Origin of the sequence: Streptomyces sp. NPDC049040 (assembly GCF_043197715.1) — a bacterium.
Lineage (GTDB): Bacteria > Actinomycetota > Actinomycetes > Streptomycetales > Streptomycetaceae > Actinacidiphila.
Map to the genome: position 1 here is coordinate 166,508 of NZ_JBICTO010000009.1, position 19,413 is coordinate 185,920.

18 protein-coding genes and 2 tRNA genes are annotated in these 19,413 nt (G+C 72.5%); 12 read left to right on the top strand and 8 right to left on the bottom strand.

Going from position 1 to position 19,413, the window contains the following annotated elements:
• The first annotated feature begins 4 nt into the window (after positions 1-4).
• Together ACGFMP_RS23275 and ACGFMP_RS23280 are read left to right on the top strand one after the other, a co-directional pair.
• On the top strand, positions 5-688 hold the full coding sequence (locus ACGFMP_RS23275; protein ID WP_393674862.1) for an AIM24 family protein: 684 nt from the start codon (positions 5-7) through the stop codon (positions 686-688).
• Positions 689-704: 16 nt separating this feature from the next.
• Positions 705-1,469 carry an AIM24 family protein gene (locus tag ACGFMP_RS23280; protein WP_393674863.1) on the top strand — a complete coding sequence of 255 codons (765 nt, stop codon included), beginning with the start codon at positions 705-707 and terminating at the stop codon, positions 1,467-1,469.
• A 24-nt stretch (positions 1,470-1,493) separates the two neighbouring features.
• Here ACGFMP_RS23280 and ACGFMP_RS23285 read toward each other — a convergent pair whose 3' ends face one another.
• Both ACGFMP_RS23285 and ACGFMP_RS23290 read right to left on the bottom strand, forming a co-directional pair.
• Positions 1,494-2,024, bottom strand: coding sequence for an NUDIX hydrolase (locus ACGFMP_RS23285; RefSeq protein ID WP_393674865.1), 531 nt, complete (start codon positions 2,022-2,024; stop codon positions 1,494-1,496).
• Positions 2,021-3,580 (bottom strand): zinc-dependent metalloprotease, encoded by a 1,560-nt coding sequence (locus tag ACGFMP_RS23290; RefSeq protein ID WP_393674867.1) that lies wholly within the window; start codon positions 3,578-3,580, stop codon positions 2,021-2,023. Before ACGFMP_RS23290 ends, ACGFMP_RS23285 begins: the two co-directional genes overlap by 4 nt.
• 155 nt (positions 3,581-3,735) lie before the next feature.
• Between ACGFMP_RS23290 and ACGFMP_RS23295 the strand changes: the two genes are divergently transcribed.
• The 4 genes from ACGFMP_RS23295 (at position 3,736) to ACGFMP_RS23310 (ending at position 6,922) form a co-directional block, all read left to right on the top strand.
• The gene (locus ACGFMP_RS23295) at positions 3,736-4,839 is read left to right on the top strand and encodes an SDR family oxidoreductase (RefSeq protein ID WP_393674868.1); all 1,104 of its coding nucleotides are present in this window, start codon (positions 3,736-3,738) and stop codon (positions 4,837-4,839) included.
• 64 nt (positions 4,840-4,903) lie between these two features.
• Positions 4,904-5,356: a molybdenum cofactor biosynthesis protein MoaE gene (locus tag ACGFMP_RS23300; protein ID WP_393674869.1), complete on the top strand. Its 453-nt coding sequence runs from the start codon at positions 4,904-4,906 to the stop codon at positions 5,354-5,356.
• A 165-nt stretch (positions 5,357-5,521) separates the two neighbouring features.
• Entirely contained in the window at positions 5,522-5,740 is a 219-nt protein-coding gene (locus ACGFMP_RS23305; protein ID WP_393674871.1) for a hypothetical protein, read from the top strand.
• A gap of 96 nt (positions 5,741-5,836) precedes the next feature.
• Positions 5,837-6,922 carry a PDZ domain-containing protein gene (locus tag ACGFMP_RS23310; protein WP_393674872.1) on the top strand — a complete coding sequence of 362 codons (1,086 nt, stop codon included), beginning with the start codon at positions 5,837-5,839 and terminating at the stop codon, positions 6,920-6,922.
• A 79-nt stretch (positions 6,923-7,001) separates the two neighbouring features.
• Here the strand turns inward: ACGFMP_RS23310 and ACGFMP_RS23315 are convergent, their stop codons facing one another.
• Entirely contained in the window at positions 7,002-7,559 is a 558-nt protein-coding gene (locus tag ACGFMP_RS23315) for a PPA1309 family protein (RefSeq protein ID WP_393674873.1), read from the bottom strand.
• A gap of 132 nt (positions 7,560-7,691) precedes the next feature.
• Between ACGFMP_RS23315 and ACGFMP_RS23320 the strand changes: the two genes are divergently transcribed.
• The 5 genes from ACGFMP_RS23320 (at position 7,692) to ACGFMP_RS23340 (ending at position 15,115) form a co-directional block, all read left to right on the top strand.
• Entirely contained in the window at positions 7,692-10,679 is a 2,988-nt protein-coding gene (locus ACGFMP_RS23320; protein ID WP_393674874.1) for a UPF0182 family protein, read from the top strand.
• Between the two features lie 42 nt (positions 10,680-10,721).
• Positions 10,722-10,795, top strand: a tRNA-Met gene (locus ACGFMP_RS23325).
• Between the two features lie 365 nt (positions 10,796-11,160).
• Complete coding sequence (locus ACGFMP_RS23330) at positions 11,161-12,879, top strand: tetratricopeptide repeat protein (protein WP_393674986.1); 1,719 nt, start codon at positions 11,161-11,163, stop codon at positions 12,877-12,879.
• 650 nt (positions 12,880-13,529) lie between these two features.
• Positions 13,530-13,603: transfer RNA gene (locus ACGFMP_RS23335), tRNA-Met, on the top strand.
• A gap of 114 nt (positions 13,604-13,717) precedes the next feature.
• On the top strand, positions 13,718-15,115 hold the full coding sequence (locus tag ACGFMP_RS23340) for a hypothetical protein (protein ID WP_393674875.1): 1,398 nt from the start codon (positions 13,718-13,720) through the stop codon (positions 15,113-15,115).
• Here ACGFMP_RS23340 and ACGFMP_RS23345 read toward each other — a convergent pair.
• The 3 genes from ACGFMP_RS23345 to hisN form a co-directional block, all read right to left on the bottom strand.
• Positions 15,085-15,495, bottom strand: coding sequence for a Fur family transcriptional regulator (locus tag ACGFMP_RS23345; protein WP_393674876.1), 411 nt, complete (start codon positions 15,493-15,495; stop codon positions 15,085-15,087). The two genes, ACGFMP_RS23340 and ACGFMP_RS23345, sit on opposite strands and share 31 nt — an antisense overlap.
• A 285-nt stretch (positions 15,496-15,780) precedes the next feature.
• Entirely contained in the window at positions 15,781-16,173 is a 393-nt protein-coding gene (locus ACGFMP_RS23350; protein ID WP_393674877.1) for a cyclic nucleotide-binding/CBS domain-containing protein, read from the bottom strand.
• A gap of 131 nt (positions 16,174-16,304) precedes the next feature.
• Positions 16,305-17,102, bottom strand: coding sequence for a histidinol-phosphatase (gene hisN, locus ACGFMP_RS23355; RefSeq protein WP_393674878.1), 798 nt, complete (start codon positions 17,100-17,102; stop codon positions 16,305-16,307).
• A 151-nt stretch (positions 17,103-17,253) separates the two neighbouring features.
• Here hisN and ACGFMP_RS23360 point away from each other — a divergent pair, with 151 nt between their 5' ends.
• The gene (locus ACGFMP_RS23360) at positions 17,254-17,868 is read left to right on the top strand and encodes a TetR family transcriptional regulator (protein ID WP_393674879.1); all 615 of its coding nucleotides are present in this window, start codon (positions 17,254-17,256) and stop codon (positions 17,866-17,868) included.
• A gap of 37 nt (positions 17,869-17,905) precedes the next feature.
• Here the strand turns inward: ACGFMP_RS23360 and ACGFMP_RS23365 are convergent, their stop codons facing one another.
• The gene (locus ACGFMP_RS23365; RefSeq protein ID WP_393674880.1) at positions 17,906-18,229 is read right to left on the bottom strand and encodes a DMT family transporter; all 324 of its coding nucleotides are present in this window, start codon (positions 18,227-18,229) and stop codon (positions 17,906-17,908) included.
• Positions 18,230-18,393: 164 nt separating this feature from the next.
• Positions 18,394-19,410, bottom strand: coding sequence for a ribosome small subunit-dependent GTPase A (gene rsgA, locus ACGFMP_RS23370; protein ID WP_393674881.1), 1,017 nt, complete (start codon positions 19,408-19,410; stop codon positions 18,394-18,396).
• Between the last annotated feature and the right edge of the window lie 3 nt (positions 19,411-19,413).

Genomic DNA, 19,413 nt, shown 5'->3' on the forward strand with positions numbered 1-19,413 from the left:
CGCCATGGACCAGCAGATGATCGCGGGCTACGCACCGACGCCGGTGGCCGCCCGGATGGAGAACCACGGCTCCTCGATGCTCAAGGTCGCCATGGCGACCGGCCAGGACCTCTTCGCCCGCACCGGCTCCATGGTCGCCTACGAGGGCTTCGTGCAGTACGAGCCGAATCCGCCCGCCGTACGGCAGATGGCCTCGGCCTGGCTGACCGGTGAGAGCACTCCCATCATGAAGTGCAGCGGCGACGGCCTGCTCTACCTCGCGGACTACGGCGCCGACGTGGTGTGCCTGAATCTCAACAACGAGTCGGTGTCGGTCAACGGCACCAACCTGCTCGCCTTCGACGCCCATCTGACCTGGGGCGTGGAGCGGGTCAAGGGCCTGGCCAAGTTCGCCGGGCAGGGCCTGTTCAACGTCGGGGTGTCGGGGAGCGGCTGGGTGGCCGTCACCTCCCGCGGCACGCCGATCGTGGTCGACTGCGGCAGCGGTGCCGACGAGACCTACGTGGACCCCGACGCGCTGGTGGCCTGGTCGTCGGGACTGAAGATGAAGGCCAAGCGGAGCTTCAAGGCGTCCTCGCTCATCGGGCGGGGGAGCGGGGAGGCCTTCCAGATCGCCTTCTCGGGGCAGGGCTTCGTGGTCGTACAGCCGAGCGAGGACAGCACCGACCGCCTGCGGGTCCGGGGCTGAGGGGGAGCGAAACACCATGCAGAGTCCGCTTTTCGCGTTCACCGAGGTCCAGAACCAGGACCACTACAGCCTGCAGAACTCGTATCTGCTGCGGGTCCGCCTGGACGGCAGCACCGGTCCCGACTGCCTTGCCCGCAAGGGCTCGATGGTCGCCTACCAGGGCATGATCGAGTTCGACGGCGAATACCAGTCGCATCACCAGCGCGGTGCCCGCGGCCGCACCGGCGAAGGCCTCGACCTGATGCGCTGCTCCGGCCAGGGCACGGTCTACCTCGCCAACCTCGCCCAGCAGATCCACATCCTGGACGTCGACCACGACGGCCTGACCGTCGACAGCGCCTACGTCCTGGCGCTCGACTCCGGGCTGCACTGGGACGTCATCGCCGTCGACAGCCAGTTCGGCCTGTCGGGCACCGGCCAGTACAACCTGAACATCTCGGGCAGCGGCAAGGTCGCCCTGATGACCTCGGGCAAGCCGCTGCTGATGCCCGTCACGCCCGACAAGTACGTCTCCTGCGACGCCGACGCCGTCGTGGCCTGGTCCAGCAGCCTGCGGGTGCAGATGCAGGCGCAGACCAGCAGCAGCTCGGTCTTCCGCCGCCGGGGCAACACCGGTGAGGGCTGGGAGCTGAACTTCGTCGGCCAGGGCTACGTCCTGGTGCAGCCCAGCGAGCTGATGCCGCCGCAGAACGTGGCACTGGGCGGCGGCCTGCGGGCCCAGTACGGAATGGGCCAGCAGGGCGCGCACGGGCAGAACCCCGGCAACATCTGGTCGAACTGACCGCACCGTCCGGCCGGGACCCGCTCAGAGCAGCGCGCGGGTCCTGGCCAGCAGTGACTTCACCGAGCCGTCCGCCACGCCGGCGACCTCGTCGTACCCGAACCACCGCAGGTCGAGCGACTCGTCGCTGATCGCCTCGACGGCGCCCGGCGGAGCGACCGCCGCGTACTGCACGTCCAGATGCCACGCGCAGGGCGTCAGGTGCCGGTCGAGCTGCACGGGACGCGGCACCAGCAGCCGCAGCCCCTCGATGCCGGACTCCTCGGCGCCCTCACGCAGCGCCGTGCCTGCCAGGGTGGTGTCCTCCGGCTCGCAGTGGCCGCCCATCTGGAGCCACATCCGCAACTTGGCGTGCAGGGTCAGCAGCACGCGCTCCCGCGGCGGGTCGATCACCAGGGCGCCGGCCGTGATGTGCCCGGTCGCGCACGGCTTCCACATCCCGTCGGGGTGCTCGGCCAGATACGCCAGGTAGTCCTTGCGCAGCGCGTCCTGGCCGGCGTCGGGCGCGTCCCAGGTGTCGAGGACGCCCACCGCGTCCGTGTGCAGCGGGCTCACTTGCCGCTCTCGCCGTCCTCGCCCTTGCCTTCGCCCTCTGCGGGCCGGTCGCCGGACTGCGGGTCGGTGCCCTTGCCGGTGTCCTTGCCGGGCTCCTCGGCCGCGTCCGCGTCCTTCGCCGTACCGGTGTCCGCGTCGTCCTTGCGGGCGGAGCCCGACTTGTCCGCGGCCTCGCCGAGCATCCTGTCCAGCTCGGAGAAGTCGAAGTCCGTCGAGTCGCGGTGGACGAAGCCGTCCGGGTCGTCGAGGTCGTCGGCGGTCGGCAGCATGTCGGGGTGCGCCCACAGGCCGTCGCGCCCGTCGACCCCGTGCGCGTCGGTCAGCGACGCCCACAGCCGGGCCGCGTCCCGCAGCCGCCTGGGCCGCAGTTCGAGGCCGATCAGGGTGGCGAAGGTCTGCTCGGCCGGGCCGCCGCTGGCCCGGCGGCGGCGCAGCGTCTCGCGCAGCGCGCCCGCGGACGGCAGATGCGGGGCCGCGGCGGCGTGCACGACCGCGTCCACCCAGCCCTCGACCAGCGCGAGCGCCGTCTCCAGCCGGGCCAGTGCCGCCTTCTGCTCGGGGGTGTCCTCCGGCTGGAGCATGCCCTGCTGGAGGGCTTCCTGCAGCTGCTCCGGCTGCGTCGGGTCGAGCTGGCCCACCGCCTCCTCGAGCCTGGCGGTGTCCACCTTGATGCCGCGCGCGTAGCCCTCGACCGCACCGAACAGATGCGCCCGCAGCCAGGGCACGTGGGCGAAGAGCCGCTGGTGGGCGGCCTCGCGCAGGGCGAGGTAGAGCCGCACCTCCTCCTGCGGCACGCCGAGGCCGGCGCCGAACGCCTCGATGTTGGCCGGCAGCAGCGCGGCCTTGCCCGAGGGGCCGAGCGGCAGGCCGACGTCGGTGGAACCGACCACCTCACCGGCCAGGGTGCCCAGCGCCTGCCCGATCTGGGAGCCGAACATCGCCCCGCCCATCGAGCGCATCATGCCGAGCAGCGGGCCGGTCATGGCCTGCATCTCCTCGGGCAGCACGTCGCCCATGGCGCCCGCCACCCGCTCGGCGAGCGGGTCGACGAGCTCCTTCCACACCGGCAGGGTCGCCTCGACCCACTCCGCACGGCTCCACGCCACCGCAGAGCCGGATCCGGAGGGCAGCGAGGTGACGCCGTCCAGCCACAGGTCGGCGAGGCGGACCGCCTCCTCGATCCAGGCGCGGTCTGCGCGGCCCACCGTGGCGTCCTTGACGCCGTCGGCGGTGCCCTGCGCGACCGTCTGCCGGGCGATGTCCTTGGCCATGTCCCAGTTCACCGGCCCGCCCTCGTAGGAGAGCATCTGGCCGAGCTGCTGGAAGGCCGCGCCGAGGTCGTTGGGATTGAGGGAGCCGAACATCGCCGCGAAGGGATTGTCGCCGCCGCCTGGGCCGAAGGGATTGCCGCCGCCAGGGCCGAACGGATTCCCGCCGCCGAAACCGAAGGGATTCCCCGGCTGCCCGCCCCCGCTGTCGCCCTTGCGCTGCTTGCCTTCGTCGCCGTCTTCCGGCTCCTCGGGAGGGACGCCGAATCCGAATGGAGTGTCGCTCACGGGATTCCTCGGATCTGTGTCGTGGTGGGCTGTCGTGGTCGGCCTGGTGTGATGGGCTGTACCTCCAAGCCTAGACACCTGTCCGGCAGGATGGCTGCGTACGTCGTAGCAGGTACAGCTGAGTACGCAACTGAGACAACCGTGGGAGACACCCGGTGAGTTCCCCAGAAGCACACGTTCGCCCAGAGCGGAGCGCCGCGAGGGGCGCCGCGGGACCGGTGGTCGCGATCACCGGTGCCGCCTCAGGCGTCGGCCTCGCGCTGGCCTGCCGCCTGGTCGAGTCCGACCAGGTCAGGAAGGTCGTGGCGATCGACGAGCGGCGCGGGGACGTCCCCGGGGCGACCTGGCGGGTGCTCGACGTCCGCGATCCCGCGATCGCCGAGAAGCTGCGCGGCGCGGACGTCGTCGTGCACCTGGCGATGGACCTCGACCTGGAGTCCGACGCCAAGGCGCGGTCCGCCTTCAACGTGCGCGGCACCCAGACCGTGCTGACGGCCGCCGCCGCGGCCGGGGTGCACCGGGTGGTGCTGTGCACCTCGGCGATGGTCTACGGCGCCCAGGCCGACAACGATGTGCCGCTGGCGGAGGACGCCCCGCTGCGCGCCACCTCGGAGGCCAGCTTCGTCGACGACCTGCTGGAGATCGAGCGGCTCGGCCGTCGGGCGCCGCGGGCCCACCCCGGGCTCAACGTGACGATACTGCGGCCGGCCGTGCTGGTCGGCGGCACCGACACCGCGCTGACCCGCTATTTCGAGTCGCCACGGCTGCTGGTGGTGGCGGGCAGCCGGCCCTGCTGGCAGTTCTGCCATGTCGAGGACCTGGTCGCGGCGCTGGAGTACGCCGTGCTGGAGAAGGTCGACGGCGAGATGGCGGTCGGCTGCGACGGCTGGCTGGAGCAGGAGGAGGTCGAGGAGCTGAGCGGCATCCGGCGCATGGAGCTGCCGCCCGCCATCGCCTTCGGCGCCGCGTCCCGGCTGCACCGGCTGGGTCTGACCCCGTCTCCCGCCGGCGACCTCGCCTACACGATGCACCCCTGGGTGGTCAGCGGCAGCCGGCTGCACGAGGCGGGCTGGCGGCCGAAGTGGACCAACGAGGAGGTGCTCGCCGAGCTGCTCGAAGAGGTCGCGGGCCGCAATTCGGTGGCCGGGCGGCGGCTGGGCCGCAAGGACGCCACCACGCTCGGCGCGGCGGGTGCCACGGTCGCCCTGGTCGGCACCGCGGCCCTGGTCAGAAGGGCCCGCAAGCGGCGCGGCATCTGACCGGCGCCACCATGACCGGGCTGTAATGGAAGGCTCTTTCCGTATCGCGGGCAGATGAGGCAGCATGTTGCGCATGGCACCCACCGACCGCTCAGACCCGATCCGGCTGCTGGCCGTACGCGAAACACCTCTGTCGCTCGACGAGGTCTTCGCGGCGGTCGGCGACGACGCGGCGGGCGGCACCACGCTCTTCGTCGGGACGGTACGCGACCACGACGGGCACTCCGGTGCCACGGTGACCGGCCTGTCCTACTCGGCGCACCCCTCGGCGGAGCAGGAGCTGCGCCGGGTCGCGGAGAAGGTCGCGGCGGACTTCCCGGTACGCGCGCTGGCCGCCGTGCACCGGGTGGGCGACCTGCGGGTGGGCGACCTCGCGGTGATCGTGGCGGTCTCCGGTCCGCACCGAGGTGAGGCCTTCGCGGCGAGCCGTCGGCTGATCGACGACCTCAAGAACGAGGTGCCGATCTGGAAGCACCAGACCTTCGACGACGGCACCGAGGAGTGGGTGGGCTGCTGAGGCCCGGCCTTCCCGTGGCACGGTCCGCGGCGCCCCGGCCCGCGGGGTCGGCTGCCAGGAGGAATTCCGGTTGCGTAACCCCGCGCCCCGGCAGAGCGTTGATCCACTGAGTCGTTAATCTGCTCATAGGTCCGTTTTGCTGGTGTGTGGGGTCGGGAGTTCGCTGTGGCAGCACTCGCTTGGTTGCTCATCCCCCTGGTCGGAGTCCTGGTCGCCGTCGTCTGGGCGCGCTGGGCGGCGCGCGGCCGCTCCGTCGCCGACGGCGCGTCGCTCGCGGGCTACGAGCGGTTCCGCACGGCCATGCAGCCCGGTGACGCCCCGCCGCTGAAGCTCAAGAAGGGCGAGCAGGGCGAGACCGAAGGGCCCGACGCGGAGCCTGTGTGAGGCCTGTGCGACCCCTGTGCGGGACGGCCCCCGGGGCGTACTCGTCCGGACTCACCCGGGGAGCCGAATCGGCGGCCGGTCACGTAATGTCGTTGCATGCCCAGCCGTACCGCGACGCTGCTCGCCTCGACACTGACGCTGATAGCACTGCTGAGCGTCGCGCTGCTCGTGCCGACCCCGTATTCGGAGATGTCGCCGGGCCCCACGGTGAACACCCTGGGCAGCTACGGGCCCGACACCGTGATCCAGATCTCCGGCCGGAAGACCTACCCGGCGGACGGGCACCTGAACATGACGACGGTCCGCGTCACCGGTGCGGACTACCACATGAACCTGATCGAGTCGGTCGTCGGCTGGCTGCGCCACGACGACAAGGTCGTCGAGCACGACACCCTCTACCCCAAGGGCCAGACCGCAGAGGAGTCCGACCAGCAGAACGCCGAGGAGTTCACCGAGTCCCAGGACAGCGCCAAGGTCGCCGCCCTGGACGAGCTGAAGATCCCGGTCCCCTCCCGCGTGATCGTGTCCGCGGTGATCAGCGGCGGAGCGTCGCAGGGACTGCTGCACGCCGGTGACGTGATCAAGGCGGTGGACGGCAGCGCCGTCACCCAGTCCGACGACGTGGCCAAGCTGGTCACCAAGCACCAGCCCGGCCAGAAGGCGGTCTTCACGGTCGTGAACGCCGCCGACGCCAAGGGCAAGTCGGCCGACGGGCTGCCGACCCACCAGGTGACGATCGTCACCAGGAAGTCCGACGACACCGGGGCGAGCCGTGCGGTGGTCGGCATCAAGGCCGGGGTCGAGCACCTCTTCCCGTTCAGCATCGACATCAAGCTCGCCGACGTCGGCGGCCCCAGCGCCGGCATGATGTTCGCGCTCGGCATCGTGGACAAGCTCACACCCGGCGACATGACGGGCGGCAAGTTCGTGGCGGGCACCGGCACGATCGACGACGACGGCAAGGTCGGCCCGATCGGCGGCATCAGCCTCAAGACGATCGGCGCCCGCGACAAGGGCGCGCAGTACTTCCTCACCCCGGCGGACAACTGCGGTGAGGCCGCCAAGGACATCCCCAGCGGCCTCACGCTGGTGAAGGTCAACACGCTGGACGACGCCATGGCGGCGCTCAAGGACATCAAGTCGGGCGACACCGCCGCACTGCCCAGCTGCACCAAGGGCTGAGCCACCCGCAGCACCGGCACACGCGCCGGCGCCTGCGTGCTGCCGCGCCCGGCGCGGGACGCGGCGGCACGCGCCCCGCCTACGCCTCGAAGGTCGCCGTCAGCGCCTCCGCGAGACCCGGCACCAGGCTCGCCCCGGTCAGCACCTCGGACGCGGTGTCCTTGGCCCGCAGCCGTACCGCCGACTCCCTTGCGCCGTCGCGCAGCACCGCGACCGTCATCCGCACCTCCTGCCGCTCCGGGTGCTCGGCCACCCACGACGCCAGCGCCGCGTCGTCCAGGTCCTCGGGGATGGCGGCCTCCGCCGACGGCGGCAGCATCAGCCGCTCCACGGTCAGCGCGCAGCCGGCGATCACATCGGGCCAGGCGATGGTGGCCAGGAATTCGTCGAGCGCGGTGCCCGACGGCAGCTCCTCCTGCTCGATCGGGGTCAGCGAGCCCGCCACGCTCTGCTCGGCCAGCCCGAGCTGGTCGGCGAGCCCCGGCTCCTGGACACGCAGCTGTGAGGTGTCGACAAGGGCGAAGAGCCGCGCGGGCCGGTCCCAGCCCAGACCTGCCGCGTATTCGTCGATCTCCAGTACGGCACGGGTCAGCGGGTTCGCCGCCAGCGGTGTTCCATCGGTCGCAATGTTGGACATGGTGGGTATCCTCCCCCTTCGCCGCCGGAATCGGGAACCGGCCAAAGCGTGGTGAAGTTGCATCTGTGGGAGTCCGACCCGGGACACCGCAGAAGACGCGACATTTCGAGGTGCGCACCCTTGGTATTCCAGATGCCGGACCGCGGTGAAGGGGCGGCGGGACCCAGCGGAAGAGACGGCCGCCCGTCCCGCAGGGTGATCGCCCTGCTCATCGTGTTCGGCGTCCTCGCCGTGCTGATGATCGGGTTCGCGATGTTCGCCGGCCTGTGGACGGAGTGGCTCTGGTATCGCTCGGTGCACTACCCGTCGGTCTTCTCCACCATGGCGTGGACGAAGATCGGGCTCTTCCTCGGCTTCGGGCTGCTGATGGCCGGAAGTGTCGGTTCCAGCATGTACCTGGCGCACCGGCTGCGGCCGCCGCTGAGCGCCATGTCCAGCGAGCAGCGGAATCTGGACCGCTACCGGATGGGCCTGGCGCCGTACAAGGCGTGGGTGCTGCTCGGGATCAGCGCGCTGGTCGGGATCATCGCCGGCGGCTCGGCGGCGGCCCGGTGGCGGCTGTGGCTGCTGATGGCGCACGCGACGCCCTTCCACACCAAGGACCCGCAGTTCCACAAGGACATCTCCTTCTACACCTTCGACCTGCCCTTCTACCGCTTCCTGCTGAGCTTCGGCTTCGCGGTGGTGATCCTGTCGCTGATCGCCGCCGCCGTCGTGCACTACCTCTACGGCGGCCTGCAGATCACCTCGCCCGGGGCGCGGGCGACCTCGGCGGCCACCGGGCACCTGGCGGTGCTGCTCGGCCTGTTCGTGTCGCTCAAGGCAGTCGCGTACTGGCTGGACCGCTACTCGCTCGCGGTGCGCTCCAGCGGGCTCAGGACCACGGACAGCTGGACGGGGCTGCGCTACGTCGACGCCAACGCCTACCTGCCCGCCAAGACGATCCTGTTCTTCATCGCGGCGATCTGCGCGCTGCTCTTCTTCACCAGCCTGTGGCGGCGCACATGGTCGCTGCCGACCATCGGCTTCGGCCTGATGGTGCTGTCGGCGATCCTGATCGGCGGCCTGTACCCGGCGATCGTGCAGAAATTCCATGTGCTGCCGCACGAGGCGGCCAAGGAGGCGCCCTACATCCAGAAGAACATCGACGCGACCAGGGCCGCGTACGGCCTGGCGAAGACCGACGTGACGGCCTACCCGGGCAAGCCGTCGGCCACCGCGGCCGCCGCCCCCGCGGCAGGGCCCTCGGCGACCGGGACGGCCGTGGCCGCCGGCAGCACCCTGCGGGCCGACGCGGGCTCCTCGGCCAGCCTCGGCATGCTCGATCCGAACGTGGTCTCGCCGACCTTCCAGCATTTCCAGCGGGGCAGCGACTACTACCAGTTCCCCTCGACCCTCGACGTCGACCGCGACCCGGGCTCCGGCGAGCCGCAGGACACCGTCGTCGGACTGCGCGAGCTGAACGTCAAGGGCATACCGAAGAGCAACTGGATCAACGACCACTTCACGTACACCCACGGATACGGCGTCGTCGCCGCCAAGGGCACCGAGGTGACCCAGGACGGCGGCCCCGACTTCACCGCCCAGGGCCTGCCGGCCGCCGCCGACGGCTCCCAGCAGCGGATCTACTTCGGCGAGCAGACCACGCAGTATTCGATCGTCGGCGGCCCGACCCCCGAGTTCGACTACACCGACAAGGGCCGGGAGAAGACCACAAGCTACGACGGCAAGGACGGCGTCAGCCTGCGCAGCCCGCTGACCCGCGCCGCCTACGCGGTCAGCTTCGGCGAGCCGAAGATCCTCTCCTCGTCGGCGATCGGCAAGGACTCCAAGATCCTCTACAACCGCACGCCCAAGCAGCGGGTGGCGGCGGTGGCGCCCTGGCTGACCATCGACGGCGACCCGTATCCGACGGTGATCGGCAAGAAGGTGGTGTGGGTGGTGGACGCCTACACTACGAGCAACGACTACCCGTACGCCTCGCGCACCACCCTCGGCGACACCACCGCGGACTCGCAGACCGACAGCCAGCGCTCCGTGGTCGCCCGGCAGGACCAGGTCAACTACATCCGCAATTCCGTCAAGGCCACCGTGGACGCCTACGACGGCACGGTGACGCTCTACCAGTGGGACACCCAGGACCCGGTGCTCAAGACCTGGATGAAGGCCTTCCCGCACACGGTCAGGCCCAAGGCGGACATCCCGGCCGACCTCCTGGCGCACCTGCGCTATCCGGAGGACCTGTTCAAGGTGCAGCGGGGGATGCTGGCGACGTATCACGTCACCAAGGCGGCGGACTTCTCCGGCGGGAAGCAGGCGTGGACGGTGCCCGACGACCCGGCGGCCAAGGCCGGCAAGGCGGTCCCGCCCTACTACATGAGCCTGCGGATGCCAGGCAGGACCGCGAAGGACTTCTCGCTGACCTCGACCTTCACCGCCGGCGGGCAGAAGGGGCTGAGCGCCTTCATGGCGGTCGACGCCGACGCGTCCGGAGACGACTACGGCACCATCAGGCTGCTGCAACTGCCCGCGACCCCCGCGGTCGACGGGCCGGCGTCGGCGCAGGCGAGGATCACCGCAGGCGGCGGGTCGGCACCCAGGATCAACGACCTGAAACGCGCGGGCCCGGACGCCACGGTCGAGTACGGGAATCTGCTGACCGTGCCGCTGGACGGCGGCCTGCTGTACGTCGAGCCGGTCTACGTCCGCCGCACCGGCGTCGACTACCCCATGCTGACCGGCGTGGCGGCGATATACGGCGACGACATCACCTACCAGCCGACGCTGTCGCTCGCGCTCGACCACCTCTTCGGCGCCTCCGGCGGCAGTACGCCCGCCGCCGGGCAGCCGACCGCCGCCCCGTCCGCCTCGGGCAGCCGCAAGGCGCCGCCCGCGGGGACCCCGTCCGCCTCGGGCGACCCCGGACTCCAGCAGGCCCTGGCCGACGCGCAGAAGGCCTACGACGACGGGCAGGTCGCGATGAAGAAGAGCGACTGGGACGCCTACGGCGACGCCCAGCGGCGGCTGGGGAACGCGCTCAAGCGGGCCCAGGCGGCGGCGCCGGCGGCCCGCGGGAGCGGCACGCCCGGGGCTTCGCAGACCCCCGCGAAGAAGGGCTGAACGGGTGACACCCCGCGTCGTGGTACGGTTGGGACACAACGGCGCGGGGTGGAGCAGCTCGGTAGCTCGCTGGGCTCATAACCCAGAGGTCGCAGGTTCAAATCCTGTCCCCGCTACTGCATGAAGTAGGCCCGAAGTCAAGTGACTTCGGGCCTCTTCGCTTGTACGGGTGAATATGGGTCCGTCAACGTTTGGCGTGCCGTCATATCGGGAAGTCGACAAAACGCTGTAGAGACCAACTGGGTTGCGGTATACCGGGTGTACGCCGGTAGCGGGTGGTGCGACGATGGGGCTTATGGGGGATGGTGCGAGGCTGCTGAACGCTCGTCACAACCATGACGGTCATGGTGCGGCGGGCGAACAGGCGCTGCCCGCACCGGTCACCGCGGACGCGGCCGTGCTGCTGCCCGCCCCCCGTGCGGGTGACACCGCCGTCGCGACGGTACCCCGGACCACCCCTGCGCCCGCCGAACTGGCGGACATGCCCGACGAGGACAGCCTGGTGCTGCGCGAGGAAGCCGAGATCGAGGCACGCCACCGGCGCGCCGCCGAGCACGGCGACCCCTTCGCGATGAGTGCGCTCGGCACCCTGCTGCTGCGCCGCGGCGACCTCGACGGCGCCGAGCCGTACCTGCGCGAGGCAGTGCAGCACGGCGACCGCGCCGCCGCCAACAACCTGGGCCTGCTGCTGCACCAGCGCGGCTACGCCGACGAGGCCGCCGGCTGGTGGCGGATCGCCGCGGTCGCCGGCTCCGCGCCGGCCGCCCACGCCCTCGGCCGGCACTACCGCGAGCGCGGCGACGAGCCCGGCGCCGAGTACTGGCTGCGGCAGGCCGCCGAGTCCGGCCACGCGCTGGGCGCCTACGCGCTCGCCGACCTGCTCGACCACCGGCGGGACGCCGGCGCCGAGCGGTGGTTCCACGCTGCCGCGGAACACGGCCACCGAGAGGCCGCCTACCGGCTCGCCCGCTACTGCGCGCGGCGCGGCGACACCCACGAGGCCGAGCAGTGGTATCGGCAGGCCGCCGCGCGCCGCCACCGGCGGGCCGCACTGCGGCTCGGCACCCTCCTGGAGGAGCGCGGCGAGACCAAGGAGGCCGGGCACTGGTATCTGACCGCCGCCCGCGACGGCGAGGCCAAGGCCGCCTGCGCGCTGGCCTTCCTGCTGCGTGACGCCGGCGACCTGGACCAGGCCGCGACCTGGTGGCGGCGTGCCGCCCAGGCGGGCGACGGCAACGCCGCGAACGCGCTGGGCGCGCTGCACGCGCAGGAGGGCGAGACGCAGACCGCCGAGCGCTGGTATCGCGCCGCCCTCGAAGCGGGCGACGTGAACGGGGCGTACAACCTCGGCCTGCTCTGCGCCGGCCAGGGCCGCTCCTCGCAGGCCGAGCAGTGGTATCGCAAAGCCGCGTACGCCGGGCACCGCGAGGCCGCCAACGCCCTCGCCGTCCTGCTGCTCCAGCACGGCGACGCGGACGGGGCGGAACCGTGGTTCTCCAAGGCCGCAGAGGCGGGCAGCATCGACGCCGCCTTCAACCTCGGCATCCTGCACGCGGGACGGGACGAGGCCGAAGCCGCACGCGGCTGGTACGAGCGGGCCGCCGCCGCAGGGCACGCGGGGGCCGCACTCCAGGTCGCCATAGCGCTCCAGCGCGACGGCGACCACCACGGCGCCGAACGCCACCTGCGGTGCGCCGCGGGCGGCGGCAGCCCCGAGGCCGCCTTCCGGCTCGGCGCGCTGCTCGACCGGCGCGACCGGGAGCGGGAGCGGGACGCGGGACCGGGCGGTTCCGAACCGATGGGCGACGAGGCCGAGGAGTGGTACGAGCGGGCGGCCCGCCAGGGGCACCGGCGTGCGCAGGTACGGCTCGGCATGACCGCCGCACAGCGCGGTGACGTCGAGCAGGCCGCGCACTGGTACCGGCTCGCCGCGGAGGCGGGGTCGCGCAACGGCGCCTTCAACCTCGGGCTGCTGCTGGCCCGCGAGGGCAGCGAGCCGGAGGCGGCGCTGTGGTGGACCCGCGCCGCCGAGGCGGGCCACGGGCGCGCGGCGCTGCGGATGGCGCTGCTGTCCGCCCGCCACGGGCGGCTCACCGAGGCGCGCGCCTGGTGCGCCAAAGCCGTGGCCTCCGGCCCGGCGGAAGTCGCCGAACGTGCCGCCCGCCTGACGGCGGCCGTCAACCAGGAACTCTCCGCCTAGCCGCCCCACCCCACCCCCGGCCGCGGGGGCGCTGCGGCTCCCCTTCGGCAAGGGGCCGAGCCTTCCCCGGCCACGGTGCTGCTGCGGCGCCCCCTGCGGCGGGGCGAGCCTTCCCTCGGGCACGGGGGTGCTGCGGCTCCCCTTCGGCAAGGGGGTGCCCACCAGGGGCGCGGGGAACGGCGCGGGCAACCGGCCACCGGGCGGTGGTCCGTGTGCGACAGCAACAGCCCCTTTGGGACGGTGACGACCCGCGCCCCGGTGGGGGGCGTGTCGCGCAGTTCCCCGCGCCCCTGGGGTGGTGCGGTTCGTCGCCACGCGACGGCTGTGGAGGGCTTGTCGCGCTCTTGCCCAGGGCTTCGCCTGGGGGTGCCCCCAGGCGCCCCACGTGCCCCTTGCGGGAGAGGGCAACCACCTAGGGGCGCGGGGAACGGCGCGGGCAACCGGCCACCGGCCGGTGGTCCGGATCGGACCGATCAGCCCCATCGGGTCGGTGACGACCCGTGCCCCGGTGGGGGGCTTGTCGCGCAGTTCCTCGCGCCCCTGGGGTGGTGCGGTCCGTCGGCACACGACGGTGGGTGGGGGTTGGTCGCACCGGACTGGAAGGGATTTGCGCTGATCAAATGCGCTGGGCTATGGTGAGGGCACAACGACGCGGGGTGGAGCAGCTCGGTAGCTCGCTGGGCTCATAACCCAGAGGTCGCAGGTTCAAATCCTGTCCCCGCTACGAAAAGGGAAGGCCCGGAGGCGCAAGCTTCCGGGCCTTCTTCTCGTTCGGGCAAAGTCCGGCCGGATCCGGTGGGGCCGGGGCGGCCGCGGGGGATGCTGGGGGGAGGACGAGGTGACGGGCCCTCAGGAGGCGGGATTGTTGCGCAGACGGCGGGTGCGGGACCCGCGGCCCGGTGGTGCGGAGGCCGGCGGGCGCTGGGCGGAGTGGTGCGGGGCTGCCGGCCGCGGCCGCCCGGCGGACGTCGAGGCGCTGCTCGGCCGCCTGCTCGCGCTGCCCGCCGAGGGCGCCCCGCAGGAGCGGGCGGCCGCGCTGGCGGCGCTGACGGCGGCGCCCCCCCGGCTGCTGCCGCTCCTGGACCGGGCTGCCCGCGGGGGAGGTGCCCCGACGGGCGGCGGCGCCGACGACGTGCTCGGCCTGCTGCTGCGTTCGTTCGCGCCTGACGGCCGTGTGCGGGAGGCCGCGGTCGAGGGTCTGGCGGGGTGCGGCGGCCCCGCGGCGGTGGCCGGCCTCGCGCTGCGCACCGCGGACTGGGTGGACGCGGTCAGGAGCAGGGCGGTGGCGGCCCTGCTGGTGCGCAGCGCGCCGGAGGAGGTGGCGGCCGCCGTACGGGTGCTGCTGCGGCTGGCGGGCCGCAGCCGCAGCGGCGGTCTGCTCGTGGAGTACCGGGCGCTGCTGCGCCGCCCGCCGCATCGCAGGGCGGTGCGGGTACTGGTGGCGGACGCCGACCGTGCGGCACGCCGTTTCGGTGTGGCCCTCGCGCTGGAGCTGGGCGAGTACGCCCGCGGCGATCTGCTGCGTACGGCGCTGCGCGACCGGGACCAGGTGTGCCGCACGCTGTGCGCCCAGCGGCTGCTCGACCTGGAGCCGGATCAGGCGGGCCGGCTGCTGCTGGCCGGCGATGCGGCGGTCAGGGAGCTGGCGGTGGCGGCGCTGCCCGCGGATGTGCCGGCGACGCGGCTGGTGGCGCCGCTGGCGGACCGGGCCCGGATGGTGCGGGCACAGGCCCGCTGGCAGCTGTACGGGCGGGGTGAGCCGCCGTCTGCGGTCTACCGCAGGCAGTTGGGCCGGGCGGGCAGGGCGACGCCGGTGCGGCTGCTGGCCGGTCTGGCGGCGGGGCTCGGCGAGTGCGGCGACGCGGCCGATGTGCCTGCGCTGATGCGGCTGCTCGACCCGCGGCATCCGTCGGCCCCGATGGTGCGCAGGGCCGCGATCGGTGCGGTGGGGCGGCTGGCCGCGCGGGAGGAGCTGGTGGGGCTGCTGGGCCCGCTGGCGATGGATCCCGACCCGGGGGCCGCTCGCGCGGTCTTCGAGGCGCTGGCGGCCAGGGCGCCGGCCGAGGTGCCGGTGGAGATCTGCTGGATCGGCAGCGTGCGCCCCGAGGCGGCGGTCCGCAGGGCGGCGGCCCGTATCGGCGGCACGGGTATGGCGGCGCAGCCCGCGCGGACGCGTCCGCGGCGCCCGGAGGTGAGGGCGCTGCGCTACGAGCAGTCGGGGCACAGCCCCCGGTAGGTGACCTCGGCGGTGGCGACGGTGAAGCCGAACCGCTCGTCGGCGGGCAGCGCGGTGAGCATGTCACCGCGCGGGTGCACGTCGCGGACCGTGCCGCAGCGGGAGCAGACCAGGTGCTGGTGCGGGCGGTGGGCGTTGGGGTCGTAGCGCTTGGCACGGCCGTCGGTGGCAACTTCGATGACCTCGCCGATGGTGACCATCTCGCCCAGCGTGTTGTAGACGGTGGCCCGGGAGATCTCCGGCAGCCGCTCGATGGCACGTGCGTGCACCTCGTCGGCGGTGAGGTGCACGTGATCGCCGTCGAGGACCTCGGCGACGACCCGCCGCTGGGCGGTCAGCCGCCAGCCGCGTTCGCGCAGACGTTCCAGCAGGTCACTCATGAGAGCCAGCTTAACAGCGGGGGTCCGGAGTCCGAACAGGTCTTTGGCTGGGTGATTTCTTGACTTGGACACTGTCTATCGTAGGATCGAGTCCTGCGGCATGCGGGGACAGCTGATTCCGGGGAGGCGGATGGCTTCCACCGGGCCGCACGAGGATTTCGGCAAGTGGCAGGAAGTGGCGGTCCAAGGCCCTCCGCTGCTGATCCAGCGCTTGACCGAGAGGCCGAAGGGGCCGGACGCCAAAGGGCTCCGGCCCCTTCGTCACGCCTGTTCGGGGGGCGGCATTCAGGCGGGGATCGCGGATCGCGCGGGCGCCCAGCAGCCGATGATGTCGCGGACCGAGACCACGCCGACCGGATCGCGGCCTTCGAGGACGATCAGATGGCGGAAGCCGCCGTGCAGCATGGCGGTGGCCGCCTCTTCGAGGGTCCACTGGGGGGCGGCGAAGACGACGTCGGTGGTGGTGTGGGCGTGGGCGAGCTCCTGGTCGGGGCTCAGTCCGGCGCCGATGGCGTTGAGTACGTCGCGCTCGGTCAGGATGCCGAGACCGCAGGTGTCGGTGTCGAGGACGATGGCCGCGCCGACACGGCGGGCGGACATCAGCTGGGCGGCCTGGCGGAGGGTATGAGCGGGGCCGATGGTGAGAACCACCGTGCTCATCGCGTCGCGGACCAGCATGGGCAGGCACCTCCTGGTGGTGTGTGCAGCCGTTCCGTGAACGGATTCACAAATTCACAAGCGGGAGTACCCACATATTCACACGCGCCCCTTCCGTGGGCAAGGGTGCGCGCAGGGCCGGTGACATCCGGTCAGGAACCGCCCAGATAGCCCAACAGGTCCTCGTGCAGCAGCCCGTTGGACGCCGCCGCGTTGCCGCCGAAGGGGCCGGGCACGCCGTCGAGCGAGGTGAAGCGGCCGCCCGCCTCCCGCACGATCACGTCGTTCGCCGCCATGTCCCACAGGCTCAACTCGGGTTCCGCGCAGATGTCGACCGAGCCCTCGGCGACCATCATGTACGGCCAGAAGTCGCCGTAGCCGCGGGTGCGCCAGCAGTTGCGCGACAGGTGCAGGAAGCCGTCGAGACGGCCCTGCTCCTCCCAGCCGCTCAGCGACGAGTACGCGAAGGAGGCGTCCTCGAGCCGGCCCACCCGGGAGACGTGCAGCCGCGTCGCCGACATCAGGCTGCGCCCGGTGTACGCGCCGCCGCCCTTGGCCGCCCACCAGCGGCGGCCGAGCGCCGGCGCCGACACCACGCCGACGACGCCCTCGTCGCCGTGCTCGCCGCGTACCACCAGGGCGATCAGGGTGGCCCACACCGGCACCCCGCGCACGTAGTTCTTGGTGCCGTCGATCGGGTCGACGATCCAGCGCCTCGGGCCCGTGCCGTGGCTGCCGTACTCCTCGCCCAGCACCGCGTCCCGCGGCCTGGCGCGGCCCAACTGGCCGCGGATCAGCTCCTCGGCTTCCTTGTCCGCCTCGCTGACCGGTGTCAGGTCGGGTTTGGTCTCGACCTTGAGGTCCAGCGCCTTGAAGCGGGCCATGGTCGCGGAGTCGGCCGCGTCGGCCAGTACATGGGCCAGCCGCAGGTCGTCGTTGAAGTCGGGCATGGGCCGAACAGTAGCGCGGCGGCGTGCGCGGAAGGCCGACGCGGGACCTTGACAGACCCCGGCGCCGCGTCAATTCTCCGTACACGGCCGTCCGTCCGCCACACCGCCGCCCCTCACGGGGTCGGCCCGGAGGCACCGCCTGGAGGCACCGATGCCTACCGTGCGAGACGCACTCATGGACGCGGCCTTCGCCGCGCTCGGCGAACGGCCCTGGGGCGCGGTCAGGATGGCCGAGGTGGCGGCCGCCGCGGGGGTGTCCCGGCAGACCCTCTACAACGAGTTCAGCAGCAAGGAAGGGCTGGCCAGGGCCCTCGCCGGCCGGGAGACCGACGTCTTCCTCGCCGGTGTGGACCGCGCCCTGGCCGCGGCCCGCCGCTCGGGCGCCGACGCGGGGGAGTGCTTCGCGGCCGCCGCCGGCTGGACGCTGCGGTCCGCCCGCCGCAGCCCGCTGATCCGCTCGGCCCTCACCGCGTCCCCGCCGCCGGAAGGGCCTTTCGCGGTACCCCCGCCCGCCCGGCCCGAGCCGGGCGGGAGCGCCGGCCTGGTCGACGTCGTCCACGCCCGTACGGTCGCCGCTCTGGTCCGCGGCTACCCGCGGCTGCGGCCGGAGGACATCGGCTGGGCGTGCGAGGCGGCGCTGCGGCTCACCTTGTCGTACGTGATCGCGCCGGCCGCCGACGACCGGGAATCGTGCCTGCGGATCGCGCAGCTGATCCGCAGTCTGCTGTCCTGGCCCGCGGGCCCGTCGGCGCGGCCGGTGCCGTGAACGCCGGGGCGGGCGGGCCGTCGGGCCGGGCGGCGGGTCAGTGCGATGAGCCGGAGATCTGCAGGCCGATGACGCCCACCAGGACCAGCGAGATCGAGACGAGCTTGAGGGCGGAGACCAGGTCGCCGAGGAAGGCCATGCCGTAGATCGCGGTGCCGGCCGCGCCGATGCCGGTCCACACGGCGTACGCAGGCCCGACGTCGAGCTTCTTCAGCGACAGGGTGAGCAGCCCGAAGGAGCCGAGGGCGAAGACGCAGAAGGCGACGGTGGGCCACAGCCTGGTGAAGCCGTGCGACAGCTTGAGGCAGACCGCGAAGCCGGTCTCGAAGAGACCCGCGACCACCACCAGGAGCCAGGCCATCGGGCGCCTCCGTTTCGGCTCGTTCGGCTCATGACGCTGCTGCCCCGCCTGTCCGTCGGTACGCACCGGCGGGTGCGCTGTCGATCATCACACAGCACACCGGGGAAGTGAGGAGGCGCGGGCCTGTCCCGCAACCTCCGCAGGACAGGCCCCAACCGTACCGGTCAGTCCCCCTCGCGGCGTTCGCGGGTGGCCAGCAGCCGGCGCAGCGAGTCCAGACGGGCGGGTTCCGCGTGGCCGGCTGCCACCCAGGCGTCCAGCGCGCAGTCCTTCTCGTCGTGCGAACAGCCGCGCGGGCACTCCTCGGTGCCGGGTTCGAGGTCGGGGAAGGCCTGGATGACCCGGGACGGGTCGATGTGGTGCAGTCCGAAGGAGCGCACGCCCGGAGTGTCGATCACCCAGCCGGCGGCACCCTCCGGCCCGTCACCCGGCAGCGGCAGCGCGAGCGCCGAGGTGGTGGTGTGCCGGCCGCGCCCGGTCACCGCGTTGACCACGCCGGTGCTGCGCTGACGCTCCACCAGCGCGTTGACCAGGGTGGTCTTGCCGACGCCGCTGTGCCCGACGAAGGCGGTGACCCGGCCTGCCAGGCGCTCGCGGATCTGGTCGACCCCGCCGGTGGTGAAGTCCTCCCGGTTGGTGACCACGTAGTCCAGGTCGAGCGCGCCGTACGTCTCCAGCAGCGGCTCCGCGGCCGCGAGGTCGGACTTGGTGAGGACCAGCAGCGGCTCGAGGCCGGCGTCGTAGGCGGCCACGAGGCAGCGGTCGATCATCCGGGGGCGCGGTTCGGGGTCGGCCAGCGCGGTGACGATGGCCAGCTGGTCGGCGTTGGCGACGACCACCCGCTCGAAGGGGTCGTCGTCGTCCGCGGTCCGCCGCAGCACCGACTTGCGCGCCTCGACCCTGACTATCCGGGCCAGTGTGTCCTTCTGCCCCGACAGGTCGCCGACCACCGCGACCCGGTCGCCCACGACCGCGGACTTGCGGCCGAGTTCGCGGGCCTTCATCGCGGTGACCTCGCGGTCGTCGACCAGCACCGTGAGCCGGCCGCGGTCCACGGTCAGCACCATGCCCTCCGCGGCGTCCTCGTGCTTGGGCCTGATGGTCGTACGCGGCCTGGTGCCCCTGCTGTTGGGGCGGACCCTGATGTCGTCCTCGTCGGGATTCTTGCCGTAGCGCCGCACGTG

Excerpts from the sequence above, each read along its gene's own strand:
- ACGFMP_RS23280 (WP_393674863.1), top strand. The coding sequence starts at position 705 with ATGCAGAGTCCGCTTTTCGCGTTCACCGAGGTCCAGAACCAGGACCAC.
- ACGFMP_RS23310 (WP_393674872.1), top strand. The coding sequence starts at position 5,837 with ATGCCCAGCCGTACCGCGACGCTGCTCGCCTCGACACTGACGCTGATA.
- ACGFMP_RS23320 (WP_393674874.1), top strand. The coding sequence starts at position 7,692 with ATGCCGGACCGCGGTGAAGGGGCGGCGGGACCCAGCGGAAGAGACGGC.
- ACGFMP_RS23275 (WP_393674862.1), top strand. The coding sequence starts at position 5 with ATGGACCAGCAGATGATCGCGGGCTACGCACCGACGCCGGTGGCCGCC.
- ACGFMP_RS23315 (WP_393674873.1), bottom strand. The coding sequence starts at position 7,559 with ATGTCCAACATTGCGACCGATGGAACACCGCTGGCGGCGAACCCGCTG.
- hisN (WP_393674878.1), bottom strand. The coding sequence starts at position 17,102 with ATGCCCGACTTCAACGACGACCTGCGGCTGGCCCATGTACTGGCCGAC.
- ACGFMP_RS23300 (WP_393674869.1), top strand. The coding sequence starts at position 4,904 with ATGTTGCGCATGGCACCCACCGACCGCTCAGACCCGATCCGGCTGCTG.
- ACGFMP_RS23330 (WP_393674986.1), top strand. The coding sequence starts at position 11,161 with ATGCCCGACGAGGACAGCCTGGTGCTGCGCGAGGAAGCCGAGATCGAG.
- ACGFMP_RS23345 (WP_393674876.1), bottom strand. The coding sequence starts at position 15,495 with ATGAGTGACCTGCTGGAACGTCTGCGCGAACGCGGCTGGCGGCTGACC.
- ACGFMP_RS23365 (WP_393674880.1), bottom strand. The coding sequence starts at position 18,229 with ATGGCCTGGCTCCTGGTGGTGGTCGCGGGTCTCTTCGAGACCGGCTTC.
- ACGFMP_RS23350 (WP_393674877.1), bottom strand. The coding sequence starts at position 16,173 with ATGCTGGTCCGCGACGCGATGAGCACGGTGGTTCTCACCATCGGCCCC.
- ACGFMP_RS23360 (WP_393674879.1), top strand. The coding sequence starts at position 17,254 with ATGCCTACCGTGCGAGACGCACTCATGGACGCGGCCTTCGCCGCGCTC.